Origin of the sequence: Cohaesibacter celericrescens, assembly GCF_002866925.1 — a bacterium.
Classification (GTDB): Bacteria; Pseudomonadota; Alphaproteobacteria; order Rhizobiales; family Cohaesibacteraceae; genus Cohaesibacter; species Cohaesibacter celericrescens.
In genome coordinates this window covers 382,149-405,450 of sequence record NZ_PKUQ01000001.1, presented here as the reverse complement: position 1 = coordinate 405,450, position 23,302 = coordinate 382,149, and the positions used below count along the sequence as shown (strand labels likewise).

Sequence of the window (23,302 nt, the reverse complement as noted above, 5' to 3'; positions counted from 1 at the left end):
GGCTGGCTGAACCCAATCAGAAGGCTCCGTTCATGTGCGATTTATCAACGTGGCGAAGATATGGCAGGCCTAGAAAAAGCCTCATTTTCAAGGCTTTGCGGGAATTTCATTTTGGGGCCTTGAAATGTTTTGAAGACATTTCCATATCTCAATCATCGGAGGCCAATACGGCTCCGGTATGGTTCTGATCTCGCCTCTGATAGGGGGATCAGGTGTTGTTAAACGTTGTAAAAATGCCGCTCAAGGAGGGCACACTTATGCGTCACATGGATTTCACTCCGCTCTATCGTTCCACCATCGGTTTTGACAAATTGTTCTCAATGCTGGACACCGTTTCTGCTCCAGATGGTGGTGCTCCGTCCTATCCGCCTTATAATATTGAACGTCTGGCGGAAAATTCCTATCGCATCTCCATGGCCGTCGCGGGCTTCACTGAAAATGAACTCTCCATCGAAGTGAAGGAAAATACGCTGACTGTTGTTGGTGAAAAAGTCGAACAGGAAACGGACGAAAAAGACTATCTGCACCGCGGTATCGCCTCTCGTGCTTTTGAACGCCAGTTTCAGTTGGCCGACTATATGCATGTAGATGGTGCGAGCATGGAACACGGCTTGCTGCATATCAATCTGATCCGCGAGTTGCCAGAAGCCAAAAAACCACGCCAGATTGCGATTAAGGGGCCGGATAAAGAAACGGAAACCGACGCAACGGTGATTGAAGGATCAACGCACTAACCGGCGATAATCGCACAGATCACGCTGCCCATCGCGGTGTGATCTGTGTTCCAAGACACCTCGGAGGGTGCCGCATTTCCTCCTCAATAACGGATTGCCGGATTGATGGCCTGCTTGTTCGGCAATCGATCTCTCACACAAAAGGCGCCCCGCTGTTAGGTGAAGCGCCTTTTTTCGTATCCAAAAATGAGGCCGGTCCGCGGTTAGCTTTTGATGAGGGCTAGGAACTGATCGACTTCCTCTTGACTGGTTGAAAAAGAGCATACGAGGCGGATGAGATACTCATCGTCATTCGGCTGATCGTCCGGATGCAAGCCGTTGGTTGGCCATTGATGAAAATTGGCCCCACTTGCGGAGGCCTTTTGGGCGCTTGATTTGGGTACGATAGCAAAGACTTCGTTTGCCTCGCTTGCCCACGCGGAGCGCGTCGTGTTGCTGTCTTGTAATCCAGCCACCAGCTTTGCGGCCATCGAATTGGCATGCCGTGCATTTTCCAACCAGTGGTCATTTTCAAAATATCCCTCAAACTGCGCAGCCGAAAAGCGCATTTTTGAGAAAAGATGTCCGGCCCGTTTGCGGCGGTAGATAAAGTCTTTGGCATAGTCTTTGTTGAAGATCACCACGGCTTCCGCACACCAGGCGCCGTTTTTTGTTGCGCCAAATGAAAGAATATCTACGCCAGCCTTCCATGTCATTTCTGCTGGTGTGGCATTGAGGGAAACCAGTGCATTGGCAAAGCGGGCGCCATCCATATGGACCGCGAGCTTGTTGTCATGGGCAACCGTGGTCAGTGCTTTGATTTCATCAAGGGAATAGATGGTGCCAGATTCAGTGCTTTGCGACAGGGAAATGGCGTTCGGTTGGCCATGATGCACCACGCCGTGTGGTACCTGTTCAAGGCCGCTCAGGATCGTTGCTGGGCTTAGCTTTCCGTGGCGGCCTTCCAACCCCCACATACGGGCACCAGAGGTAAGAAATTCTGGTGCACCACATTCATCAACCCTGATATGTGCATCTTGGTGGCAGAAAACCGTGCCGCCCGGACCGGTCACGGCCGACAGGGCCAAGGCGTTCGCGGCTGTACCCGTGGCGACGATATACACTGCGCAGTCGGTTTCAAAAAGGTCCTGAAAGCGGGCTTCGATTGCATCGCAAAGGTCACCTTCGCCGTAGGCGGGTGCGAATCCTGTGCTGTGGCGCGATAACGCTTGCATGATGGGCTCGGACGCGCCGGCCCAGTTGTCACTGGCAAAATGCATGAATGGTTCCTTGAGGCGGGACTGTAATTGTGTCCATACCACAGTCTTCTCGCTTCAAGGTCAAGTCTGAATTGTCGCGTTTCAGACTTGCTGCTCTGTCTGGCTTTTGACCCAGCGCCTCAGCAGATGGTCGAAGGAAAGTTTGCCAGGGCCTTTGACGATCAAAAACAACAAGGGAAAGAGCCACAGCAGACGCTGGTCGAGGATTTCGGAATTGTGTATTCGGTCAAACATCCGGCCAATGGTTGATGCATCAACCGCATGGAAATTTATATCAACAAAAGTCATGACCAAGATGAAGCCAATGAAGGCAACGGAGGCAAGGCGTGTTCCTAGCCCTAGGAAAATAAGCACTGGAAGGATAAATTCTGCTGCAGTGCCTAGAATCACAATAAGGGTCCAGGGGAAAAATGCGATCTGGCTTGCGTCGTAGCCAACAGCCTCGATGATTGGTGGCAGAATTTGCGCATAAGCCCCGACACTGGGATTGAAAATGCCGAATATCCCGTCGCCGATTTTGGTCAAAGCCGAATTGAAAAAATAAAACATCAAAACACTGGAAAAAATAAATCGGGCCGTTAATCCCAAAAACCATCCATCGAGTAGGCGCGACAAGCCATCAAATAGGCTGCTATGAAGGTGGTTCAGGGACTGAATTAAACGCATTTTTTCCTGCCTTTGGCGCGTGTGGTTATTGTTTTATGGATTATTCAAATGGACATTGGCTAAGGCGCCTGTTTCGAGTAGGCCACCAAGATTTTGGGAAAAATTGAATGCGCTGTCCGCTTTTGCCGCCTGAGTTGCGGCTTCTCCCAGGCTTTTGCCATCACTCAGCGCCTTGATAAACGCGTAACCGCCAGCAGGCAAAGAGATGACGGTAACGTCCCATTGGGGCCGCGTGATCAAAATGTCTTCCGGGTGATCTGTGAGGTTTGCCATCACCCCTGCGGGATCTTCCTGTTTATGCGCGGCCCAAATGCTATAGGCCGCATGGCTGCAAGACAATAGCTGACAAGCGGGGTGCATATCGAAGGTTAGGTCGGCCAAATGCTCGGGGTCGATGGTTTGCAAATTTTCTGGTGCAAGCGGCGCGTTGTCTTTTGCGTTGTAGGCGATAAGCCATGCAAACTCCAGCCTCGCAACATCACCCAAATAAGGCAGAGCGCTGACTGGTTCGAATGTATCCATAAATCCACCAAACCCCGCGCCATAATGGGCTAGTATCGCTGATTGTGGTGGATGTGCTGTCACAAATTCACGCGCCATTGCGCGGAAGAATTCTTCTCCCACCATCGCGAGAATGGTTGGATAGGTCGCCATAAGGGATTCGCTCAGACTCACGACAACATTGTTGCGATAGACCCCGAACCGCTTTTGTGCTTTTTTTGCCGTGGACGGACCAACAACATCTCCAGGCAGTGGGGCGTCTGGTTTCAACAGTGCGCTTGAGAAGGCCTCTTGCGATCGGTTGAGTGCTTTGTTGTCTTGAGTGGTTGGTAGCTTATCCTGCATTACGAAGGTCCGCCTTGGCTGTCGCGGCTTGTAGCTTTGTATCGGCGCGCATTGCTTCAGCGAAGAGCACATCCCAATGGGGAATGTTGGTGTCCCATTCGACAAGAGTGGGCACGGCCCCCGCGCGATCCAGTGCATGATCGTAAAGGGTCCAAACCGCGTCTGCGACTTCGCGGTCGTGCGCGTCGATCAGCAGGGGCTCACCTTCATCGTCTTCATCGCGTGCAAAACCGGCCAGATGAATTTCTCCGACATGCTCGACAGGAAAAGCATCGAGATAGGCAATAGGATCGTAATTCTGGTTGGTCGCCGACACATAGACATTATTGCAATCGAGCAGCAAGCCACAGCCGGTGCGCTCTACAAGGCGTTCCAGAAAGGCGATTTCGGACATGGTTGAGCTATCAAAGGCGACATAGACTGACGGGTTTTCAATCAGGACCTGCCGGTCTAAATGTTCTTGCAACTGGCTTACATGCTCTATCACACGGTCCAGACTGTCCTGACGGTAGGGAACAGGCAATAGATCATTAAAAAAAATCTCGTCATGGCTAGACCAAGCCAAATGCTCTGAAAAAAGACCCGGATTGTAGCGTTTGTTGAGAGCTTTGAGCCGTTCTATGTGGTCGAGCTTCAGTGGTTGATCTGCACCAATTGAAGCGCCCACCCCGTGCAGGGAAAGTGGATATCGAGAGGCAATTTCGGTCAGGTAACGGTGTGGTGGACCGCCTTCGCCCATATAGTTTTCGGGATGAACCTCAAACCAGCCGATGTCGGGATTTGTATCAAGGATTGTTTGATAGTGGGCTGCCTTGAGGCCGACCCCGGCGCGTGCCGGGATCGGTTTGGTAGCCAAGGCAGACATCTGATTGGATGATGTCATGAGGCTTTCCTCTTTATCTTTGCTCTGGGGGAGCGTGATCGCTGGATTATGACATGATCTCGGTGAGGCTGCCCATGCCATTTGGTGTTTTCATGGTGGTGCAGGTGCCTTTAGGGACCAGTTTCCATGCATTGCCCTGATAATCAGACGTGGATGTGCCCGCGCATGTGGTGCCGGCGCCAGCTTTACAATCGTTCTGGCCTTTAAGAGCAACACCGTAGCATTTTTCTTTTTCAGCAGCGTGTGCGCCTTCGGTGGTCAGTGCTGTCATTGCGCCTGCAGAAATAACGGTTGCAACTGCACCAGCGATAACTGCTGCGGAAAAGGATTTGGTGTTATTGGACATGAGAGTCTCCTAGGTGATGTTTTTTTAAACTGGCTCCGAGCGGGTGATGCCGTCAGCGGATGAGATGATAGTGTCTGCATTCCTGATAAATAGGAAATAAAATGGGCGTGACGTTCTGTACACTTTCGCTCACCGATGTGTGAGGTTGGAGTGTGCAGCCAATGATTGCGCGGCAAAACTATTAATCGAAATGCGGGGCAGGATTTGATCAAAAGGTCAATAATTAGGCAAAAAATAGATTATTGAAATTTAGCCCAAATATTATGCACAGGTATTTTGTTGTAAATTGGTGTGTTTGAGTTTTGTATATTACTCAATTATTTCAATAGTTTGTGTTTGTTTGTAGCGTTCCTGAAAACCTCCCTCGGGCGGGTTCGTTCGCGCGTTAGGGACGGAGATGGCGCTGCTGGTATTGAAAAATGGCCGTTGCGATGTCATTGTTGCGGTGCGGTATTATATCGTCGCCCTCACCGGGCGTTTCCTCCTTAGACTTCAAAGGCCGCTGATGCGGCCTTTTTTTTTGACATAAAGAAGGCGGGCATTCGTTGGGATTTGCCGGTAGTAAGGGGGCTGGTGGTTGTGATTGTCCGGCAGTCAACTGTATTGGCAAGGGGAGGGAGCCGAACTGGGGTCGTTATTCCGCTGCTGCGGCTGAAGGCAACATGGCATCGCTGGCGCTTTGCATCAATAGTTCTGTGAAGGTCCCAAACAATGTCACCAGCTCTTCAAAATGTGCAACCGGGGTTAATGTGTCTTCATCCATGTAGAGGCTTCGGTCAATTTCGATTTGCAACGCATGCAGTCCTTTGATTGGGCGGCCATAATGCTGGGTGATAAAGCCGCCCGCATAAGGGCGGTTCATGTCAACTTTGAAACCAAGATGGGTCAAGATGCCTTTGGCAGCACTTGTCAGGGACGCGTGGCAGCTGGTGCCATAGCGATCACCCAGAATAATGTCCGGCCGGATGCTGGGGTTGGCGTTGCGCAACACGCGCGATGGCATGGAGTGGCAATCGATCAGGCAGGCATAACCAAACTCCACGTGCGTCATAGCCATTTGGCGACGTAGGGCTTGATGATAGGGTTTGTAAAGACTGTCTATCCTGTCGAGACCCTCTTGCAGGCCGAGTTTCTCGCGATAGATTTCCTTCCGCTCTGAGACGATCCGAGCAATGGTGCCCAATCCGCTGCCTACGCGTGCGCCCGAGCTCTTGGCATAAGAGGGAAGGGGCTCTTTGAACATGGTTGGGTCAAGCTCATAGGGCTCGCGGTTTAGGTCGAGATAGGCTCGGGGGAAGTTGGCGGCCATTAGCGGGGCGCCGCATTCGGGGGCCTTGGAAAATAGTTTGTCGACAAAAGCATCTTCCGAGCTGCGTAGCTCGGCTTCGGTCAGACGGCTGGATTGACGGAATTCTTGCGTGTAGCAGCGTCCTGAGTGAGGTGCGTTGAATAGAAACGGAGCAAGGTGCTGCTCAGGCAGTTCAATCCGAAACGGGTCTTGCAGGATGTCAGTCGGTTTAAACGTCACGGATTTCAACTCGTTCATTTGGTTTTAAGGCCAGATTCGGGCTTGGCGCTTACGCGGCGGCGGTTTCTTGTCGACCTTGCTTCTCTCTTGTCGTAATATTGTAATGCTATAATATCGAAAATGGGAGTTCAACTTCCTAACAAATTTGTGGACCTTGCGAAATAGACTGAGGAGTAACTATCCACTTTTCGTCGAGTTCACCGGATCTTTACCCCTGTCTGTGTTTAATGCCGGATCAGTTAAACCCGGATTTCGGGTATAAGGCCAATTGGATTTATTCGCCCGTGATGGGCTGGAGACCGATGAGACATGTCGCAAATTTTGCTCGCTGAAGATGATAATGATATGCGCCGATTTCTGGCGCGCGCCTTGCAAAATGCAGGGTATGAGGTCGTCTCGTTTGACAATGGAAAAAGCGCCTATGATCGGTTGCGTGAAGAACCTTTCACGCTGTTGTTGACAGATATCGTCATGCCCGAGATGGATGGTATCGAATTGGCGCGTCGTGCAACCGAGCTAGACCCGGATCTAAAGGTGATGTTTATCACCGGTTTTGCCGCTGTTGCGCTCAACCCTGATTCTCAAGCACCAAAAGACGCAAAAGTCTTGTCTAAGCCTTTCCACTTGCGCGATCTTGTCAATGAAGTGGGTAAGATGTTGGTGGCCTAATGGCGGGTTATTCGGCTTGATATTCAATATTCGCTATTGTTTTTCACAGATTTGCAGCCCCATTGGGGCTGTTCGGTAAAAGGGGGTTGCATTCCTTTTGCCAGAGCGTTAGAAGCCTTTCACCGCAAGGGGTTATTGAATAGAATAATCCAACAGGATGGGCGTATAGCTCAGCGGGAGAGCACTTCGTTGACATCGAAGGGGTCACTGGTTCAATCCCAGTTACGCCCACCATCCTTTTCCTAAATAAATCAACGGCTTAACTTTCTAGATAACGGCGTTTGCGGAGCGGTCGCTGGTTCAAGTGAACCGGTATCCACGAGCTGAAAATCAATTTCAAGAGAAGACGCGGCGCCTTTTAAAATCTCTGGACTAAACTTGTGACCTGCGCCCCAAAAACTCGTCCATAATTTGATAGAGTCCGTCCCAACCAATGGAGACGGATAATGAAGCGTTCGCGTTTTTCAGAAGAACAAATCATAGGCATGATCAAGAAACAGGAAACTGGGATGCCGACAGCGGAAGTTTGCCGCAAACACGGGATCAGTTCGGCGTCCTTTTCCAAGTACAAAGCCAAGTATGGCGGTATGCTCTCTCAGTGATGCAAGCATCACCTGCCGGGTAACAGATGTATCTGATGCCCGTAAGCTGAAGGCGCTCGAAGAAGAGAACAGCAAGTTCAAGAAACTTTTAGCCCAACAGATGCTGGATATGCCGTGTAGAAGGATAGCGCTTCAAAAATGGTAACGCCTGTCGGCAAGCGAGAAGCTGTGGCTCATGCCTGCAAGGAGCATGGTGTCAGCCATCCACTGCCCGGCAGGCGGTTACACCGCCGAGAGGGGCGGGGGTGTGCCATTCTTCCAATCGATCGGTCCAGTGTTCGCTACAAGAACACTGGGGGTGATGACGCTGATCTTCGTGAAGCCATCAAGGCGGAGGCGGCCAAACGCCGCCGCTTTGGATATCGAAAGATTGCTGTCATGTTGGCTCGGCAAGGCATTCATATGAACCTTAAGAAGCTTAGAAGACTTTATCGGGAAGAGAAGCTAGAAGTTCGCAAATGCCCCTCTCGGCGGCGCTCCGCTTGCCTGCCGGTCAATGGGCGGCCGCTAACGTGTTCTGGCTATCATTGATGACTTCTCACGAGAGTGCCTGACGTTGGTTGCTGATACATCTTTGTCAGGCTACCGGGTAGCTCGCGAACAGGACAACCTGATCTTGCAGAGAAGCAAGCCCAAAACCATCGTCAGCGACAACGGCTATCAGGACTTCATGGCGCGCTTTCGAAATGTCAATAGCCACCAAAATTGCATCATTATGTGCCATATTGGGCTTGGTCATAGTCGGTCTCCTTTAAAGTGTAGATTGTCGTAAACCCACTATAGAGACCCGAGGCCCGGCTATGACCACCAGCTCCGCAATTGGGGAGCTACGCAGGTTGTCATAGCCTACTTAGAGACTTCTTTCCGAAGGTGTTATGGAACGGAATTCACCTCACCGGCAGCGCTCGAGAGGAGTGCTTAAACGAGGCCTTGTTTTCTTCGCTGGTGCACGTCAGAACATATATCCTTTGTCTCTGTTTGCTTCGATCAATGAAACGACCGCGTACATATCCTTTTCGCTGTTAACTGGCTCAATTGATGTTTCAATAATGCTGGGATGGCGATCTTTGAGTTTTTCTTATGCCTCTGCGTGGCAGCGTTTTGTGGCGATGTCTTTGACATCCGGAAAGAAATGTAAATCAAACCAATTTCTGCATAAAACTTTACGAAGTTGCTCCTGAGTAATGCATAGAGTGTTTTCATAGTTCTATCGCTCTCCGATTTGGACGAGTCGGATACGAGTGCTGATTGACGAGCGGAGAATATTCGGATTTCGAATGCTGTGTAGACTACAGTCCGTGGGAATATAATCGCAATGCGACCTTTATGTCCGTATGGACGATATACAGAATATACTGGCTCGAAATGTGCACCAGGCTCGCCAAGAGAAGGGGACTTCTCAAGAGGATTTGGCGGGCCTTACGGGCATTGATCGAACCTATGTGTCAGGAATAGAGAGGGGCATTCGCAACCCATCCATCAAGATCGTGGCTAAGATTGCGGACGTCCTGAGAATTGCCCCATCTGATCTTCTCGTCCTCTAAAATGACGGTGCTCACGCACAGCACTCTTAACTTTGGCCGCGGCTGTGGTCGGAATGCTGACTTGACGTAGTGCAGCATGACTTTTGATCACGTCAGTATTGCTGCCACTTACAGTGTCTTGTTCACGGGATTTGCATCGGTAACATTTAGAATGGGAAGCAGACCTTCGCTGTGCCGATCGCGAAGGAAGGGTGCCGTGAATTGCCATGCGAGCCGCAGATGAATGGCTCGCTAGCGGCTTCCGGGATCTAGAGCCCCCCATAGAGGGCGATGAGTTCCACTTGGCTATTCACATTGGTTTTTTCATAAATCCCTTTTAGGCGTTGACGAACGCTGGTCGATTTGAGGCTCATAATCTCGGCAATCATGGCGGGGGTTTTGCCAGATGCCAGCAAATCAACGGTCACGATCTCGCCTTCCGATAAGCCATAACCGTCACGCAGTTTCTTCTGCTTGACAGCACTGGTATCGCTGCATTCAGTGCGAATTGCGCAAACTTTGAAAGGCATAAAGAAATGTCTCAATTTAGGAGGGGCTTGGATAATCAGGATGTTATAAAGTTTGTTTTGGGCACGGAATTGATAAGCCCTGCTCAGCGACAAGCTCGCATCACTGGTGCAAACCTCGGCTAGTTCCTGGTGCAAAGAGCTGCTCATTTCATCGGGAAGAAGCGACGACAATTGATGCTGTTTTTTTATAGAACCGGCAGTGTCAATATCGATGCATTGCTCCCCGCCTCCATCAAAAATGAACACTTCAGAACCTGTCCCTTTAAAGAACTGGGCAAACTTTGCAATGCGTTGATAGGCGATTTTTTCAGCAGTCGCAATCGCTTGTTCGAACAGCGGCCGAACCTCTAGGATTAATGCTTTCTCAGCGTCAGATATTGGTGGGTGATCATTGTCGAAATGCAGCATAAGCCCCCAATAACCATTCGGCGTCAAAAGCCGTATTGCGATTAACACACCAAAATCGTGTCGAAACAAAAACTCCTTATAAAACGGGGTCTCCGCTTTGATCTCACGACTGTCAAAGATGTCGTCGTCGGTCGCATACCCCCGCTCAATCATCAACGGCATCACTTGCTCACGCGGGTCTTTCATGTGCCAGCCACCAGCTATGTATTCGGGCAAGGTTGCTCCCAGGCTGGTTGAACAAGACATCCAGACACCTCTGAATGAGGGATTTGTCGGAACAAGTATCGCGCCTAGGGCACCAAACAGATCAACGACGCAATTACAGACCTGATCCCAGTGTTGTGCGTCTTGCGTTGCCAAAGTCAGCAGGTTTTTCAACTCTTCAATTTGGCGCATCTTATCCTGTTTTCCTTAAGTCACGGCGAAGTCACACCTCACCATCATGATTTGGCAACCCCTGCGTACACTCACTGCAAGCAGGAGGTCTTGCACGACAAATCATTCCAACTTCGCAATTAATTCGCCTTAACTACCATATGGCACTTGGAGACGTCATTGCTTCCAAATAACAATTTTCCCTTATAAAATTTTGTGATGGGCGCGCATAATCTGACTTCAGAGAAACAATTTCTAATGATCCAAGTATTCAAACTTCTCGCTGTCATTGCGGCATTAACGGTGGCAAGCACCTGCATAACAACGAATGCTTCTGCACAAGGCAGAATGGTCGAATTCAAGCAAGTGGTAGGCATCGCTCAAAACGACAGCCTCAACATTCGCAGCGGGCCCGGGCACAAATTTGCAGACGTCGGCGACATCAGCAATGGCGCCATTCTCAAAGTGTTGGGATATGACCCCTCTGGTCGCTGGGCCAAACTGCGCCGGACGGGACGGGATGTTTGGGTTTCCAGTAAATTTTTAGCCGATATCCAGACCAATCCAAACACCAGTCCAAAACCCAATGCCCATCGACTCGGGGCCCATGTGGTTACAGGTATCTCGGCCAACGATCCCGACAGTGGGCTAAATGTGCGCTCCAAACCAGGCCGCTCCGGTCGCGTCAAAGCAATTCTTCAATTGAGCACACCGGTGGATGTCGACCGGATGAGCGCCGATGGAAAATGGTCCTTCATCCGCGGTTCCTTCGGCAAAGGCTGGGTGCAGAGTAAGCACTTGGTCAAAGCCTTGCCAAACAACGTCTCAGGCAATGGGCAAACAAGGCAGCAACCCACACAATCCAGTCAGGATGATCAAGGCTGGCACCTGCCTGCGGTTTACAGTGTGCCCGGCGTTGCACAAGGCGACAAGTTGTGGGTTCGCAATCAACCAAATACAAAATCTGCACCTGTCAACAATTTGGCTCCCGGAGCCGCTGTCTCTGTCTTGGCATGGCTCAGCAACGGTTGGGCTAAAGTCACAGTTGGTCAAAATACAGGTTATGTTAATGGAGGCTTTCTGCAACGCGGAAGCGGGCAGCAAATGCAAAACGGGTTCCCACTGGGGCTGATTTGTGCCGGCACAGAGCCATTTTGGTTGCTGGGCTTCAACACAAATCAAACAATAACGTTCAAACAAGCTGATCGCTCCAAACCAAGGGTCTCAAACCTTCAGATGACGGCACCTTCCAACAGCCCAGACGGATATCCCTACAGTTTTCGCGCTGCGCGTTTTTCCGGTTTATTGGACCAAAGAATTTGCTCAGATGGAATGTCGGATACCAAATATGGCTGGAGCCTGAAGCTTTCGCGCAACCGTCCCAACGGTACCTCTACAATAGTTTACGGATGCTGCAGACTGCGCTAGATGGCAAGCAGTAATGGAAATGGCGGGCTGAGCTGGCCCCTAGGCATGCTCGTGAATTTAGCACTCAAAATAATGAAGTGCGGTGTGAACCGATTGGCCTCTCGTCGCGACCAACGAATGGGCGCGAATAAATTCAATATTGGGGGCATAGATCAAGAACCCAACCCGGAATAAATCCGCGCCAACTCGGTTCGAACTATTTTCCTACAAGCGCATTTTTGAAAGGCAAATTTATGAAATTTACCAAACAGGCAATTCTGACGTGGATCGCCACTTCTACCCTCTGCATGACCTTGCCGGTAAGCACAAATGCGGCGGGCATCCAAGCCGGAGTGAGCAGCAAGGATGAGTGGTGTGGCCCTTGCAAAATGGTCGACGGCACAAATCAGACTGATCCAATCGTTGAAGAAAAAGTCCGCAGGCGCAAAGCTAAAAAGATTGTAATACTGCCTGACCCAAGAGCCAGAAGCACTGACTTGAAGATCGAAAGCACTCGCGGCAAAAACAATTAGGCCTCCTCGTTTTGTAATGACCATCTCACAATATGAGTTCTATCATGCGAATAAATCTATTCATGCTTATGATGCTTATGATGCTTTTGTCATGGCACACAGCTTGGGCGCAGATCCCACCCTCCGGTGCTGTCAGAGGAAAGTGGCTTGCGACGGGCGGGACGGTGACTTTTCCTCGTCGGATGATAAAACTCTCTCCATTTCGCACTTTCGAAACCAGCTCTGAGATCATTCGATTGGCTGTGATGATGTATGCCCGGTTTCCACGCCATCATCGCAACTGCTCAAAAATTACTTTCGATTATCTATGACACCCTCAAAAATGTTGGATATTTGAAAATTTCCCCACTTTTGAAATTAAACAAAATCAATGTCCTACTGGACAGCCATTATAGGAGAATAAGTATGAGAATTATGAATTCAAAAGCCATCGTGGGCGCAGGTGCTATCATACTGCTATTTACTGGTACATCTTTTGCGACAAAGTGGGATGATTACAAGGCAGCATGTAGAAGCAGCGGAGGCAGCCCTGGCGTCCATGAGGACGGTTCGTTTGGTTGTCATATGGGTTCAATGGCTAAACTACCTAAAGATTTTAAAGTTGAAGAAGTGTTGAAGAAGAAACCCATAAGAAAAGTACTTAAAGTGCCTGTAGAAAAAAGTCCGGTGCTAAAAAAATAATAAATTAAATCGGGAGAGTCTGATTGTTTGTGTATCTGTCCTGGCCATACGAGTTATGGTCGGGGCAGTGCCATGTTAAAAAATAAAGTCGCGCGAAACTGGTGAGCGCGACCAGGTCAGGCTGCCGCTATCTTTGTTTGCTATAGACGCATTGCTTTCTTGCGAAACTGGGTGCTGTCAGATGAACGTGGCTTGAGATGGGCATGCGGTGATTTACCCTCTAATGATGACAAAATGCTCTCCATTTCGCGCTTTCAAAACCAGCCCTGAGATCATTCGGTTGGCTGTGATGATGTATGTCCGGTTTCCAGTTTCTCTTCGGAATGTTGAGGATCTCTTGCATGAACGAGGCATCGGCGTGTGCCATGAAACCATTCTATTTTGGCGGAACAGGTTCGGTCCAATATTTGCGTCAGAGATCCGGAAGAAACGTGTTGAAGGATCGCGGCCTTGGCCACAATGGCAGCGTCATTTGGACGAGGTATTCGTCAAAATCAACGGTCAAACGCACTTTTGTGGCGGGCCGCTGATCACGAGGGCTAAGTGTTAGAATCCTATGTCACCAAGCGTCGCGATCGCAAGGCTGCGTTGGAATTCCTCAAGAAAACCATGAAACGTCATGGGCGCCCGCTTTCGATAGTAACAGACAAGTTAGGATCCTACGGCGTAGCGATGAAGGAGATCGGCAACTTCGTCGTTGGCCCCATTGGGACCTCGTAATCTCAGTCGCCTGAGACCCAATATACGTTTGAGATGGGCAAACAACATCTCAACCTTATTTCGCAGTTTGCATGAGATGGCATAGTCTTCGGTTTCGGCTATGTCACGCGCCATCTGGCGCCCCCCCTTCATATTTTGAACGCAGAAGCCTGCGCGGTGTCCCCTTTGGGCAACATTGTTGCTTGATGCTGCAGGCTTCGCTGTTTGCTTATGCTGCGCCATATTTGACAAAGTCGGGGTCCTTCTGGTCGGGGCGAATGGTTTGGAACTTTCTGCGACTTCTAAGCAGTTGCTTGCCTGCCGCGCAATGTATGACCGGAATATGCAGTGTCAGCGATCAAACGCTCTGGCCAAAGGCCAAACCGCTCATGCCGCGCGTTCAATCATGGTGCGCGTGGCATAGGTCTCTCCGGTTCGAACCGAGCGGCTGGCTTGAACATCAACAATGATCGCATGGTCTGTATCGATCAGATAATTGTTTGAATAGGCAAAGAAAGCTGGCCCATGATGAGCAGCAGTCTATTACCGGCAGGCGATTGCTTGCAATCGCTGAAAGGCATTGGCTTGATGGGTCTGAATGCGAGGTGAGTTTGGAAACAACCTCTGTTGCCGCGCCGAAAGCCTCATCATCTAGGGTAAAGAGATAGTCTTTGACCGCGCGGGAGGCCGTCTCCGGATTGATCCTGTCTCGGTCCCATCATCACGTTCACCCTCCGTCTCATTGGAAGATTGAATCAGCACTCTCGCCGCATTGCAACATTAGTTTTTCAACAAAAGGGCGGAAATCTGCAATTTTCTGCAGTTTGATCCAAAGCCGTCAGTGGTTGAAGTGATGATTTGCAGGTGCTCGCATTCAGCCATGCTAAACTACCTGCATGAGTAATTAGGATTTCACATCAAATCATGCCGAGCAATTTCCACCAAAGAAAGTCGATTGGCGCCAGAATGAGGATCGTGATTGCACATAGGGCTAAGGTCACCTTCATGAGCGGACGAATTGCTTCTCCTGCAAGCCCCATAGCGATGATGAAGGGGCCAACCTGATAAGGAAAGACAACTGTCGAGAAGCCGATCACTTGCGCCATTAGAACAGCTTCAAGAGAAAATCCGCTGGCAGTTGCAAATTCCGAGGCCAGTGGTGTCAATACGGCAGGAACGCCAGGCATTGTGGTGAAAATCGATGTGCCAGCACCAATCAATGTGAGCGACATGAAGTTGCGGAAATCGTTGCCAGCTTCCATGGGTAACCATTCAAAGGCCTCGCGCGCGATGATGTCCCCCAGACCGCTTGCATTGACCACAACGCCGAGGGCTAGAGCTCCTGCAATAAAGAATAAGGTACCAGCATCGATGGCCTTCTTGAAGGCAGGGGGGGGAATGAAGCCGAACTGCGGCACCATCAGCACAAATGCAGTTGCCAGTCCGATCCAAGCGGGATTAATGCCGTGTAACTGATCGGTGGACCACATGACCAAGGTCATCAACAGGATGGTGAGAAGCACAAGTTGTTTCCTGCCTGACGTTTGTTTCTTCTCCTGTTTTGTATCATGCACAGTCGAAAGCTTTGCCGGGAAGAAATAAAGCACCAATCCAACAATCACGGCCGACTTGAGAATACCGAGCACCGGATAATGCAAAAGCAAATAGTCGGTATAGCCGAAATGCAGACCAAAAAGCTGGTCTGCCAATCCCGACATCACGATATTGGGAATATTTGAGGGCAGAATTGCAAAGCTTGGCATGTTGGTACCAATAGCGATGAGTACTGCAATACCGGTGCGCCCGGGGGTGCCTGGTTTTAATCCAAGCACTTCGGCCAGTGCCATACCAATGGGTATCATCACGGCAGCACGCCCCACTGAAGAGGGCATGATGAAGCCAAGCGCCATTGAAAGCAGCATAAGCCCGCCAATCAATATCGGATAGCTTTTTGACAGATAAATTCGTGCAAATTCACCGATCCGCGCACCAAGGCCTGAATTGGTGATGGCGGCCCCGATAACAAAACCGGCAACGATCAACCACATTGCCGATGAGGTGAAGCCAGAAAAGACGATATCAGGTGTGCTTAAGCCTCCCAGAAGCAGAGCTGTGAAAAAGAAAGTCGAGGCAACATAACCAGGAACCAGCCCTGTGCCCCAAAGGCTGAGCGTGACCAGAACAATGCCAAAAATTGCGGCTTGATCTGAGGCCATGCCATTGGGCATTGCCAAGGCGGCCCATGTGGCACACAACAGGGTTACAATCACAATGGCTGGCTTGAAAAAATGAGCCAAGAAGGCCTCCTTTGACAGATCTCTCTTTGTCTTTGAGGTAGCAAGTCGCAGCAGATTGTGCGAGAACGACATGATGCCAAATTATGTCGATTTTCCGCCAATTGCAAAAAACCTTTCAGCTCCTCCTTCTTTCCTTGGTGAATCCGGTGATCTGGACCAGCCAATCGTGGCTTGGGCTGGCCATCTGGACAACAGCGTGCCCCTAGGTCCATGCAATCACCCGTGGGCCCATCTGGTTTTCTGTTTTGATGGGGGAATGCGGGTTGAGATTGGTGATGATCGATGGTTCATCCCCGACCGCCACGGTATTTGGATTCCACCAGAGACCCAGTGCCAGATAACCACGACCAGTCTGATAGAATTCCAGTCTTTTTACATCCATTCCCGCTATGCCGCTAATGTTGATATGCCGGAGCAACCAACAGTGGTGCGCGCCACTCCTTTGATCCGCGGCATTGCTCGCCGCTTGGCACCACAAGCCAAAGGCCTCCTCACAATGCCGGAACGGCAGCGTCTTGAATGGGTTGCTCTGGATGAGATCCCGCGATTGGAACAGTCTGATCTGTGCCTTCCTGGCGCACGAGATCCACGCGTGGCGGCTGCTATCACGCACTTGCTCTCAGATCCGGCGAATGCGGGCAATCTCGCGCGTTTGGCCGATCAAATTGGCACAAGTGAGCGAACCTTGGGGCGGCTGTTTCAAACCGAAACGGGATTGAACTGGCGCGAATGGCGAGACAGGATGCGCTTTCTTCTGGCTCTGGAAGGCCTGCAGAAAGGATTGAACAGCAAATCTCTGGCCGTCCGATTGGGATATTCCTCACCTAGCGCCTTTACCGCTGCATTCCGCCGTCGAGCTGGCATGTCACCGTCACAATGGCGCAGGCATAATTAGCGCTAAAGCAAAGAGTGCGAAGCGCCGAGTGACAGGATATATCTGGCCCAGATGGTGATGCTTCCGTTTTTCCATGCAATTGGACTGCGGGGTGTTAATACTCTTTATGTGCCGCTTTATTCGAACCTGAAAAAGGTACGAGATTAGCGGGGTGAGCGATTTTACCAAGATTTCTGCCAATCTTTCCTAGATATCATGTGGCGTTTGAGCGCACGTGATCCACCAATTCTACCGCCATCGCACTGCCGACAATTGCCCGAATGATTTTGTATGAAAGCGTGATATGGCACGAAACGAGGAAAGAAATATGAGACCAACCCCAATCGCACACCTTGCTTTGTCCCTTTTGCTTAGCGTTAGTGCATCCCGTTTTGCTTCGGCCGCTGAGCTGACTTACCCCATCGTCGATACCATGCAGGACAAATGCTATGACCTTTCGGTCAATGTTATCGACTGTCCCGCTGAAGGTGAGGCGCTGTACGGTCAGAATGCACAATACCCATATCTCGCCTCTTCCTACCAAGACAATGGGGACAAAACGGTCACGGATCTCAATACCAAATTACTGTGGCAGAAGACGCCGGATTATTCAAAATATCCATTCTATGAGGCAGATGCCTATTGTGCCTCGCTCGATTTGGGTGGACGTTCTGATTGGCGCCTTCCTACCCTTAAGGAGCTTTACTCTCTGGTGGATTCCCGCGGAGAACTGCTTAAGCCTGATGAAGGTGGCAAACCGCGGCCCTATCTTGATACAGAAGCCTTCGATTTTGAATATCCAAATCCGCCCTATACCGGCCAATATTGGTCTAGTACCCGCTATGTTAAAGGTCCCATCATCAATGATGAGATCGAAGGCGCATTCGGCATGAATTTTGCCGACGGCCACATCAAGGGATACCCGACCGGTGTCAGCTTTATCGATGGATCCGAGCTCGAGAATAAAGGCCCTGGAGGCGATGGCAAATATGTGCGCTGCGTTGCTGGTACTCCGAATGTCTATGGCGTCAACGACTATGTCAACAATGGCGATGGTACGGTGACAGACAAGGCAACCGCGCGCATGTGGCAGCAGGCTGATGATGGGGCTGCACGCGAATGGTCAAGTGCTCTTGCCTATTGCGAAGGCCTGGATCTTGCTGGTCATACCGATTGGCGTTTGCCAAATACCAAGGAGCTTCATTCCATCGTGGATTACGACAAGACGGAATTTCCGGCCATCAACACCGAGTTTTTTCCCCAGTCCGATGATAGCTCAGCATTCTGGACTTCCACCAACTTTGGTGACTTCAAAAACCACGCTGTCTACATTGCTTTCGGTAAGGCTCTGTCTCGCGCGCCCGACGTGGCAGAATATACCGATTGGCATGGTGCAGGTGCCCAACGCTCAACCTTCAAAACGAGCAAGGATTCTGGTCTCAGCGACGATGGCGCACTCTGTTCAGAGAATGCTTGTGACTATGCGCCAGCAGCTAATCTGGTTCGCTGCGTACGTTATGTCCAGTGACATGCAAATCGGCAAAACAGCCTTCCCTATTGTGAGGGCTGTTTTGCCGATATCGGAACTGACTTTGAACACCGGAGACTCAAATGAAAAACAAATTCTCCCGTTTGACGGCCTTTATCCTTGCCACAGGCATTGCCGCATCAACCGTGCTCGCAGATGATGTTGAAGTCACATTAAAAGATGACCTTGATGGTATGCTCAACGGCTATTGTCTGGACATTTCTGGCGGTGGTGATGGGGTTGATCCGTCCAAGGGACTGCAGTCCCACACCTGTTACAGCTACCGCGGCAGTTTGGGCGAGGATCAAGTCGTTGATTCTGAAAAACTCGCCAAGGGAACCATCTATCTGCCCCGCTTTGAAGTCTGCGCAACCATGACTGGCCTGGAAGCAGGAGCAACTGTCGCATTGAAGGCCTGTGATGGTGGCGCATTGCAAAGCTTTGACTTTACCGATGAAGGCTTGATCAAACCAGCTTCCACACCAGATATGTGTCTGACTCCAGGCAAAGAAACCCGACTTGGCCGAGGGGGGACCTCTCAGCATCAGATCAAGAGCCTGACCTTGCAGTCGTGTACCGATGCAATGGCCCCCTATCAGCTTTGGCATACTCGGAGTAAAGACGATTAAAAATGAGGCGTTAAACCAAAGCTGAAAACGGAACGGGACAGTGGCACGCTCCGTTCATTTGCAGTGATATGTTGGGATGCCTTCAGATCAGCGACTTGCATCGCAGACAATGTTGATTTGTTTATTCACCCACAGTCCCTTGTATCAAAATGCTGCATCTTGCATGAGCTGCTGGTTACAGAAAGCTGCAATGCTGCATATTTGTTGTGATCTGGTAAGTCCCAAGCGCACCAAGGGGCCTAAATGCCCAAGTGCGGCACAGCATCCAACGCGGCCTGCTCGCCCAAAAGACGAAGCGGTGGTTAAGCTGAGATCTTGAACGTGATCATGATCATGATCATGGCCCCAAAACATCTGGCTGTTCTAAGTTGCAGGATGTCTTTTCGTGGCAGTCAGATTGTCGCGCTACACCGATATCGAACGGAAATAAGCTTCCCAGCTCTGATGTGGTCTGCCGACCACCGCCTCAAAATTGCTTGGCTTGTTATAAATCCCTAAACGAATGCCTTCATAGATACCACCGATGATCGGACCTATGAACGCACCGAGTTCTGACGTGCGGTCGGCAATGAATTCGTCAGAGGTCATCTCGCGGTAGCTAAGGGTCGTTTTGAAGGCGCTGTTGAGGTAGCCGGCAAGTTGGATTTGGGTGATTGGTGTGCCGTAAAGATTAACGGTCCGGCCGTTGCTGTCGTTGCTGGTCAAAAGGCGTGCATAGGCATGGGCCAATTCGGAGCGGGTTGTGTAGCCGCATTTGCCATCGCCGGCACTGTTGGCGATCTCGCCTTTCGCCTTGTAGCTATCGATATAGTCTACGTCTGGCTCGATATAAATTCCGTTGCGCCCGATTGCAAAGTCGAGACCACTTGCACGCACGTCGGCCTCGGTCTGGCGGTTGCTTTGCACGACTGGGGAAAAGGCTGTGCCTTCCTCAACCCCTTGAATGCTCGTATAGACGATCTTTTGGACACCTGCCGATTTCGCGGCCTCGATCACGTTTCTGTGCTGCTGGATGCGGGCCTCGGGCGCATCCATTCCAGACACGAGCAAAAGGGTATCGACATCCGTTAGCGACGCACGTAGCTGTTCGGGTTGGCCATAGTCACCAAGACGCACCTCGATACCGAGGTCTTGAGCATTAGCGGGGGTTCTAGCGAGGCCAACAACAGCTTCACTCTCAGGCATTGCAATCAATTTGCGGACGATTTCGCCGCCCAATAGGCCGGATACGGCAGTCACTGCGATTGTCATGGAAATCTCCTGTTATCAATTTTCGATTTAGTTCTGGGGATGAGTGTGAGGCCGAGCCGTTGTCCACTTGCGAAAGGTCCGCATAATTTTGATGCCTGCACGTAGTGCCCATCCGGGAATTTTCGGCATCCAGTTCGAGATCGCTGCTTTATAAGCGGGACGTCTTTCTTGGCGCTTGGCCCATGCAATGATCGCTGGATAGGGGGCAAAATCGAAACCGAGCGTATCCAGCACAACATATTGTGGAAGCCACGCGATATCAGCAATGCTTTGTGCGTCTCCGACGAGATACTTGTGGTCCTCAAGGCGGGACTCCATCTTTCTAAAGGCATCGACAATCATCTCACGCGCCGCCTCGACCTCTTCCTTGCTAAATCCGTCGAGCGATTTTTGATGGAATGTGACAAGCTCTTTGTCGGGCTGGACCTCAGCATAATGGGCCATGTCTGATCGCCTTTTGGTGGCGCCGACAGTGCTGCTGTAGACCCAGGTTTTGATCGCCTTTATGTGCATAGATACGGCCAGATCGAACCATTTATTTGCTTCCGCAGCGAGGGTCTGATCGGTGGGGACAAGCGCGGGTTCAGGGAATTTTTCTTCCAAATACGCAAGGATGTCATCCGATTCTGTCACCGGAACACCATCATGTATGATTGAGGGAACCAACCCTTTGGGATTGATCGCCAGATACCAGTCCTGAATATTTTCTTGTTGGCCTAGATTGATCTCATGAGAGACCCACTCAAGCCCCTTTTCCTCAAGTGCTAGGCGAACACGCATGGAGCAGTTAGACATGCCTGCGTGATATAAGTGAATACCTTTGAGCGACGTGATGTCAGGGTTGTTGGTTGCAAGGATTGGCATGAGTCTCTTCCTGTTCAGATCATGTTAGTGCGTTTGGAGATGAAAGTGTCGTGATCAGGGTTTTGAGTTTAGGCAGTATCTATCGAAGATGTTGGGTAGGGGTGCCAAACAATTGTCGGGTTTTCGCGAAACGCGAAGCGCTCTAGATGGCTGGCAATTACACGAGTGGTTTTGGTCAGATCAGGCTGGGTGTCAGCTAACACTGTCATATCCAAGGCTGTATCGTCGGCTGAAAGGGCGCAAGTCCCGAAAGGGAATTTGATTTTCCCAGATTGCGGGTCAAACTGAACTTCAACTTTGTGTCCGAAGTGTTTGCAAAGTTGTTGCAAGTAGATGCTTGCGCGCGTGGTCGTGACATTTGCGGTGCTTTTGAACATTGCTGTCGCCTTTCTGTTGAACCTAGAAATAGACAGAAGTTGCCTTTTTGATTACCCTGTAATTCGAGAAATCATTTTTACAGGAATTAGAAAGATGATCGATGATTACCGTAGCCTCGCCGTGTTTGTTGCGATTGCCGATACAGGCAGTCTGAGTGCGGCTGGACGTCGGTTGAAGCTCTCAACCTCTGTCATCAGTCATCATCTCTCACGGCTGGAAAAAAGCCAGGGTGTGACTTTGTTTTTTCGATCAACGCGATCAATGTCGTTAACACCAGAAGGGCATCTTGCTCTTGACCCCGCCCGGCGCATGATGGCCGCTGGCGAAGAGGCGCTTGATGCGATCAATGCGGGCAATGAGGAACCTGTGGGTGCGCTGCACGTCGCGATGCCTGCCTTTGATGAACAAAGCCGCCTGCATTATACGCTGTGGGACTTTGCCAAGAGGCACCCGATGGTTGCAATATCGCTTCATTGCAGCGACGCTCCGGCTGATCTGGTGAAGGATGGGTTTGATCTGGCTATCCGTTTGGGGACTATGCGCAGCAGCAGTCTGAAAAGTCGACGTATCGCAGATTTTAAACGGCTTTTAGTGGCCTCGCCCGATTACCTTGCCGGGTGTGCGCCGATTGGGAGTCCGCAAGACCTGGTCGAGCATGATTTCATCGCAGTCACGCAAATTCCATCAATGATGACGCTGGAGCGTGCAGGGAAATCCTTTAGTTTTGAACCCACAAACATGCGTGTCGAGGTCAATACAGTAAATGCAGCCAAGGCCGCCGTGCTGGCCGGACTCGGCATTTGGCACCTCCCGCTCGGAGAGATTGAAAAGGACGTTGCCGAGGGGCGTTTGATACACGTGCTACCAGATTGGAACCTGCCTGTACTTGGCATTTACGCAGTTTGGCCCGACATCGGCCCGCAAAAGTCGCTAACTCGCCGCCTCATCGATCATTTCCTCGAGAACCGCACAGAACTGATGCTTTGATCTAGGCAAGCATGCGTCCTTATATCGAGGTGCTTGGAAAATGTGTAGCGTAGCTCTATCTGCCACATGAATAGGGAGAAACATGGTGAGGTATTTCGCGGAGAAAGCAATCTCAGAATTGAGTCATTCGATTTTGAATATTGATCCAGGTGCGGTCGATGCTGCGTGTAAGGCAATAGCATCTGCCAATAATATTGTGCTTTACGGCTGCGGTAGAGAGGCACTCCAAATCCGCGGATTTGCGATGCGATTGCACCATCTCGGGTGCTCCGTTTCAATGCAAGGAGACATTTCTGCGCCGCCGTTAGGGGAAGGGGACTTGTTTATTGCATCCGCAGGTCCAGGAGAACTTTCAATCGTATCGGCGTTAATGACTGTAGCTCATGAAGCCGGTGCTGATATTTTGTTCTTAACAGCGCAACCAGAGACGGCTTCCGCCCGACTTGCGAGTCTCGTCTTGCCTATTTCGGCGCAGACCATGGCCGATGACTTGGACAAAACAGATGCATCTGTCCTGCCTATGGGATCTCTATATGAGGGCGCCATGTTCATTCTTTTCGAAGTGATGGTCCTCATGCTCAAAAAACGCATTGGAGTAGATGCCGAAACCATGCGCGCTCGGCATACAAATATGGAGTGATGTGGGGAAGACAGTCGCTAAACCAAGCCACACCCACGGCAAGCTTACAGCTCGTCGTGGACCATCTGGCTAAGTCGCAAGTGGGGGAGTGTAAGCTTACCTAGTTGGTTGCATAATATGCGTTCAAAGGAGCGGCACAATGCGGTGGCAGGCCCGGGCTAAACC

Annotated in this window: 25 protein-coding genes, 1 tRNA gene and 2 pseudogenes; 15 read left to right on the top strand and 13 right to left on the bottom strand. The window is 50.6% G+C overall.

Annotated elements, in window-relative coordinates:
* Positions 1-257 precede the first annotated feature (257 nt).
* Positions 258-734 (top strand): Hsp20 family protein, encoded by a 477-nt coding sequence (locus C0081_RS01940; RefSeq protein WP_101532099.1) that lies wholly within the window; start codon positions 258-260, stop codon positions 732-734.
* Between the two features lie 203 nt (positions 735-937).
* Here the strand turns inward: C0081_RS01940 and C0081_RS01935 are convergent, their stop codons facing one another.
* The 6 genes from C0081_RS01935 to C0081_RS01910 form a co-directional block, all read right to left on the bottom strand.
* The gene (locus C0081_RS01935) at positions 938-1,993 is read right to left on the bottom strand and encodes a threonine aldolase family protein (protein ID WP_101532098.1); all 1,056 of its coding nucleotides are present in this window, start codon (positions 1,991-1,993) and stop codon (positions 938-940) included.
* An 81-nt stretch (positions 1,994-2,074) separates the two neighbouring features.
* Positions 2,075-2,659, bottom strand: a complete 585-nt coding sequence (locus tag C0081_RS01930; RefSeq protein WP_101532097.1) for a DoxX family protein — start codon at positions 2,657-2,659, stop codon at positions 2,075-2,077.
* A gap of 33 nt (positions 2,660-2,692) precedes the next feature.
* Positions 2,693-3,505 (bottom strand): HvfC/BufC N-terminal domain-containing protein, encoded by an 813-nt coding sequence (locus C0081_RS01925; RefSeq protein ID WP_180966715.1) that lies wholly within the window; start codon positions 3,503-3,505, stop codon positions 2,693-2,695.
* Positions 3,495-4,388, bottom strand: coding sequence for an MNIO family bufferin maturase (gene bufB / locus C0081_RS01920; protein ID WP_245417827.1), 894 nt, complete (start codon positions 4,386-4,388; stop codon positions 3,495-3,497). Before bufB ends, C0081_RS01925 begins: the two co-directional genes overlap by 11 nt.
* A 46-nt stretch (positions 4,389-4,434) precedes the next feature.
* The gene (locus tag C0081_RS01915; RefSeq protein ID WP_180966714.1) at positions 4,435-4,734 is read right to left on the bottom strand and encodes a BufA1 family periplasmic bufferin-type metallophore; all 300 of its coding nucleotides are present in this window, start codon (positions 4,732-4,734) and stop codon (positions 4,435-4,437) included.
* Between the two features lie 634 nt (positions 4,735-5,368).
* Positions 5,369-6,280, bottom strand: coding sequence for an N-formylglutamate amidohydrolase (locus C0081_RS01910; protein ID WP_101532096.1), 912 nt, complete (start codon positions 6,278-6,280; stop codon positions 5,369-5,371).
* Between the two features lie 291 nt (positions 6,281-6,571).
* Between C0081_RS01910 and cpdR the strand changes: the two genes are divergently transcribed.
* The 4 genes and pseudogenes from cpdR to C0081_RS01890 all read left to right on the top strand — a co-directional run bounded on the left by cpdR (position 6,572) and on the right by C0081_RS01890 (position 8,064).
* On the top strand, positions 6,572-6,931 hold the full coding sequence (gene cpdR, locus C0081_RS01905; protein WP_101532095.1) for a cell cycle two-component system response regulator CpdR: 360 nt from the start codon (positions 6,572-6,574) through the stop codon (positions 6,929-6,931).
* A 159-nt stretch (positions 6,932-7,090) separates the two neighbouring features.
* Positions 7,091-7,165, top strand: a tRNA-Val gene (locus C0081_RS01900).
* Between the two features lie 212 nt (positions 7,166-7,377).
* Positions 7,378-7,642, top strand: a pseudogene (locus C0081_RS23800) (transposase); the annotation flags it as partial.
* A gap of 29 nt (positions 7,643-7,671) precedes the next feature.
* Complete coding sequence (locus C0081_RS01890; RefSeq protein WP_101532093.1) at positions 7,672-8,064, top strand: IS3 family transposase; 393 nt, start codon at positions 7,672-7,674, stop codon at positions 8,062-8,064.
* Positions 8,065-8,110: 46 nt separating this feature from the next.
* Here C0081_RS01890 and C0081_RS23150 read toward each other — a convergent pair whose 3' ends face one another.
* Complete coding sequence (locus tag C0081_RS23150) at positions 8,111-8,272, bottom strand: hypothetical protein (protein ID WP_180966713.1); 162 nt, start codon at positions 8,270-8,272, stop codon at positions 8,111-8,113.
* 595 nt (positions 8,273-8,867) lie between these two features.
* Between C0081_RS23150 and C0081_RS01885 the strand changes: the two genes are divergently transcribed.
* Positions 8,868-9,077: a helix-turn-helix domain-containing protein gene (locus tag C0081_RS01885; protein WP_101532092.1), complete on the top strand. Its 210-nt coding sequence runs from the start codon at positions 8,868-8,870 to the stop codon at positions 9,075-9,077.
* 248 nt (positions 9,078-9,325) lie between these two features.
* Here the strand turns inward: C0081_RS01885 and C0081_RS01880 are convergent, their stop codons facing one another.
* A complete protein-coding gene (locus C0081_RS01880) occupies positions 9,326-10,390 on the bottom strand; it encodes a helix-turn-helix transcriptional regulator (RefSeq protein ID WP_101532091.1) in 1,065 nt (354 codons plus the stop codon).
* A 237-nt stretch (positions 10,391-10,627) separates the two neighbouring features.
* Here C0081_RS01880 and C0081_RS01875 point away from each other — a divergent pair, with 237 nt between their 5' ends.
* The 4 genes from C0081_RS01875 (at position 10,628) to C0081_RS23345 (ending at position 13,710) form a co-directional block, all read left to right on the top strand.
* Positions 10,628-11,797, top strand: coding sequence for an SH3 domain-containing protein (locus tag C0081_RS01875; protein WP_180966712.1), 1,170 nt, complete (start codon positions 10,628-10,630; stop codon positions 11,795-11,797).
* Between the two features lie 233 nt (positions 11,798-12,030).
* The gene (locus tag C0081_RS01870; protein ID WP_101532089.1) at positions 12,031-12,309 is read left to right on the top strand and encodes a hypothetical protein; all 279 of its coding nucleotides are present in this window, start codon (positions 12,031-12,033) and stop codon (positions 12,307-12,309) included.
* 252 nt (positions 12,310-12,561) lie between these two features.
* Positions 12,562-12,990: a hypothetical protein gene (locus C0081_RS23145; RefSeq protein WP_180966711.1), complete on the top strand. Its 429-nt coding sequence runs from the start codon at positions 12,562-12,564 to the stop codon at positions 12,988-12,990.
* Between the two features lie 543 nt (positions 12,991-13,533).
* Positions 13,534-13,710, top strand: coding sequence for a DDE-type integrase/transposase/recombinase (locus C0081_RS23345; RefSeq protein WP_210200358.1), 177 nt, complete (start codon positions 13,534-13,536; stop codon positions 13,708-13,710).
* Positions 13,711-14,009: 299 nt separating this feature from the next.
* Here the strand turns inward: C0081_RS23345 and C0081_RS23795 are convergent.
* Together C0081_RS23795 and C0081_RS01840 are read right to left on the bottom strand one after the other, a co-directional pair.
* Positions 14,010-14,407 (bottom strand): annotated as a pseudogene (locus C0081_RS23795) (IS5/IS1182 family transposase); the annotation flags it as partial.
* Positions 14,408-14,606: 199 nt separating this feature from the next.
* Complete coding sequence (locus tag C0081_RS01840; protein ID WP_210200357.1) at positions 14,607-15,986, bottom strand: SLC13 family permease; 1,380 nt, start codon at positions 15,984-15,986, stop codon at positions 14,607-14,609.
* A 70-nt stretch (positions 15,987-16,056) separates the two neighbouring features.
* Here C0081_RS01840 and C0081_RS01835 point away from each other — a divergent pair, with 70 nt between their 5' ends.
* The 3 genes from C0081_RS01835 to C0081_RS01825 all read left to right on the top strand — a co-directional run bounded on the left by C0081_RS01835 (position 16,057) and on the right by C0081_RS01825 (position 19,017).
* On the top strand, positions 16,057-16,881 hold the full coding sequence (locus C0081_RS01835) for a helix-turn-helix domain-containing protein (protein ID WP_101532084.1): 825 nt from the start codon (positions 16,057-16,059) through the stop codon (positions 16,879-16,881).
* 307 nt (positions 16,882-17,188) lie between these two features.
* On the top strand, positions 17,189-18,388 hold the full coding sequence (locus C0081_RS01830; protein ID WP_180966710.1) for an Lcl C-terminal domain-containing protein: 1,200 nt from the start codon (positions 17,189-17,191) through the stop codon (positions 18,386-18,388).
* An 83-nt stretch (positions 18,389-18,471) separates the two neighbouring features.
* The gene (locus tag C0081_RS01825; RefSeq protein ID WP_101532082.1) at positions 18,472-19,017 is read left to right on the top strand and encodes an RICIN domain-containing protein; all 546 of its coding nucleotides are present in this window, start codon (positions 18,472-18,474) and stop codon (positions 19,015-19,017) included.
* A gap of 405 nt (positions 19,018-19,422) precedes the next feature.
* On the opposite strand, the gene C0081_RS01815 is transcribed toward C0081_RS01825, so the two are convergent.
* The 3 genes from C0081_RS01815 to C0081_RS01805 all read right to left on the bottom strand — a co-directional run bounded on the left by C0081_RS01815 (position 19,423) and on the right by C0081_RS01805 (position 21,509).
* Positions 19,423-20,268: an NAD(P)H-binding protein gene (locus C0081_RS01815; RefSeq protein ID WP_101532080.1), complete on the bottom strand. Its 846-nt coding sequence runs from the start codon at positions 20,266-20,268 to the stop codon at positions 19,423-19,425.
* Between the two features lie 27 nt (positions 20,269-20,295).
* On the bottom strand, positions 20,296-21,132 hold the full coding sequence (locus C0081_RS01810; protein WP_101532079.1) for a glutathione S-transferase family protein: 837 nt from the start codon (positions 21,130-21,132) through the stop codon (positions 20,296-20,298).
* A gap of 68 nt (positions 21,133-21,200) precedes the next feature.
* Positions 21,201-21,509, bottom strand: a complete 309-nt coding sequence (locus C0081_RS01805; protein WP_101532078.1) for a DUF2218 domain-containing protein — start codon at positions 21,507-21,509, stop codon at positions 21,201-21,203.
* Here C0081_RS01805 and C0081_RS01800 point away from each other — a divergent pair.
* The gene (locus C0081_RS01800; RefSeq protein WP_101532077.1) at positions 21,466-22,497 is read left to right on the top strand and encodes a LysR family transcriptional regulator; all 1,032 of its coding nucleotides are present in this window, start codon (positions 21,466-21,468) and stop codon (positions 22,495-22,497) included. The two genes, C0081_RS01805 and C0081_RS01800, sit on opposite strands and share 44 nt — an antisense overlap.
* A gap of 82 nt (positions 22,498-22,579) precedes the next feature.
* Positions 22,580-23,137: an SIS domain-containing protein gene (locus C0081_RS01795; protein WP_101532076.1), complete on the top strand. Its 558-nt coding sequence runs from the start codon at positions 22,580-22,582 to the stop codon at positions 23,135-23,137.
* Positions 23,138-23,302 lie beyond the last annotated feature (165 nt).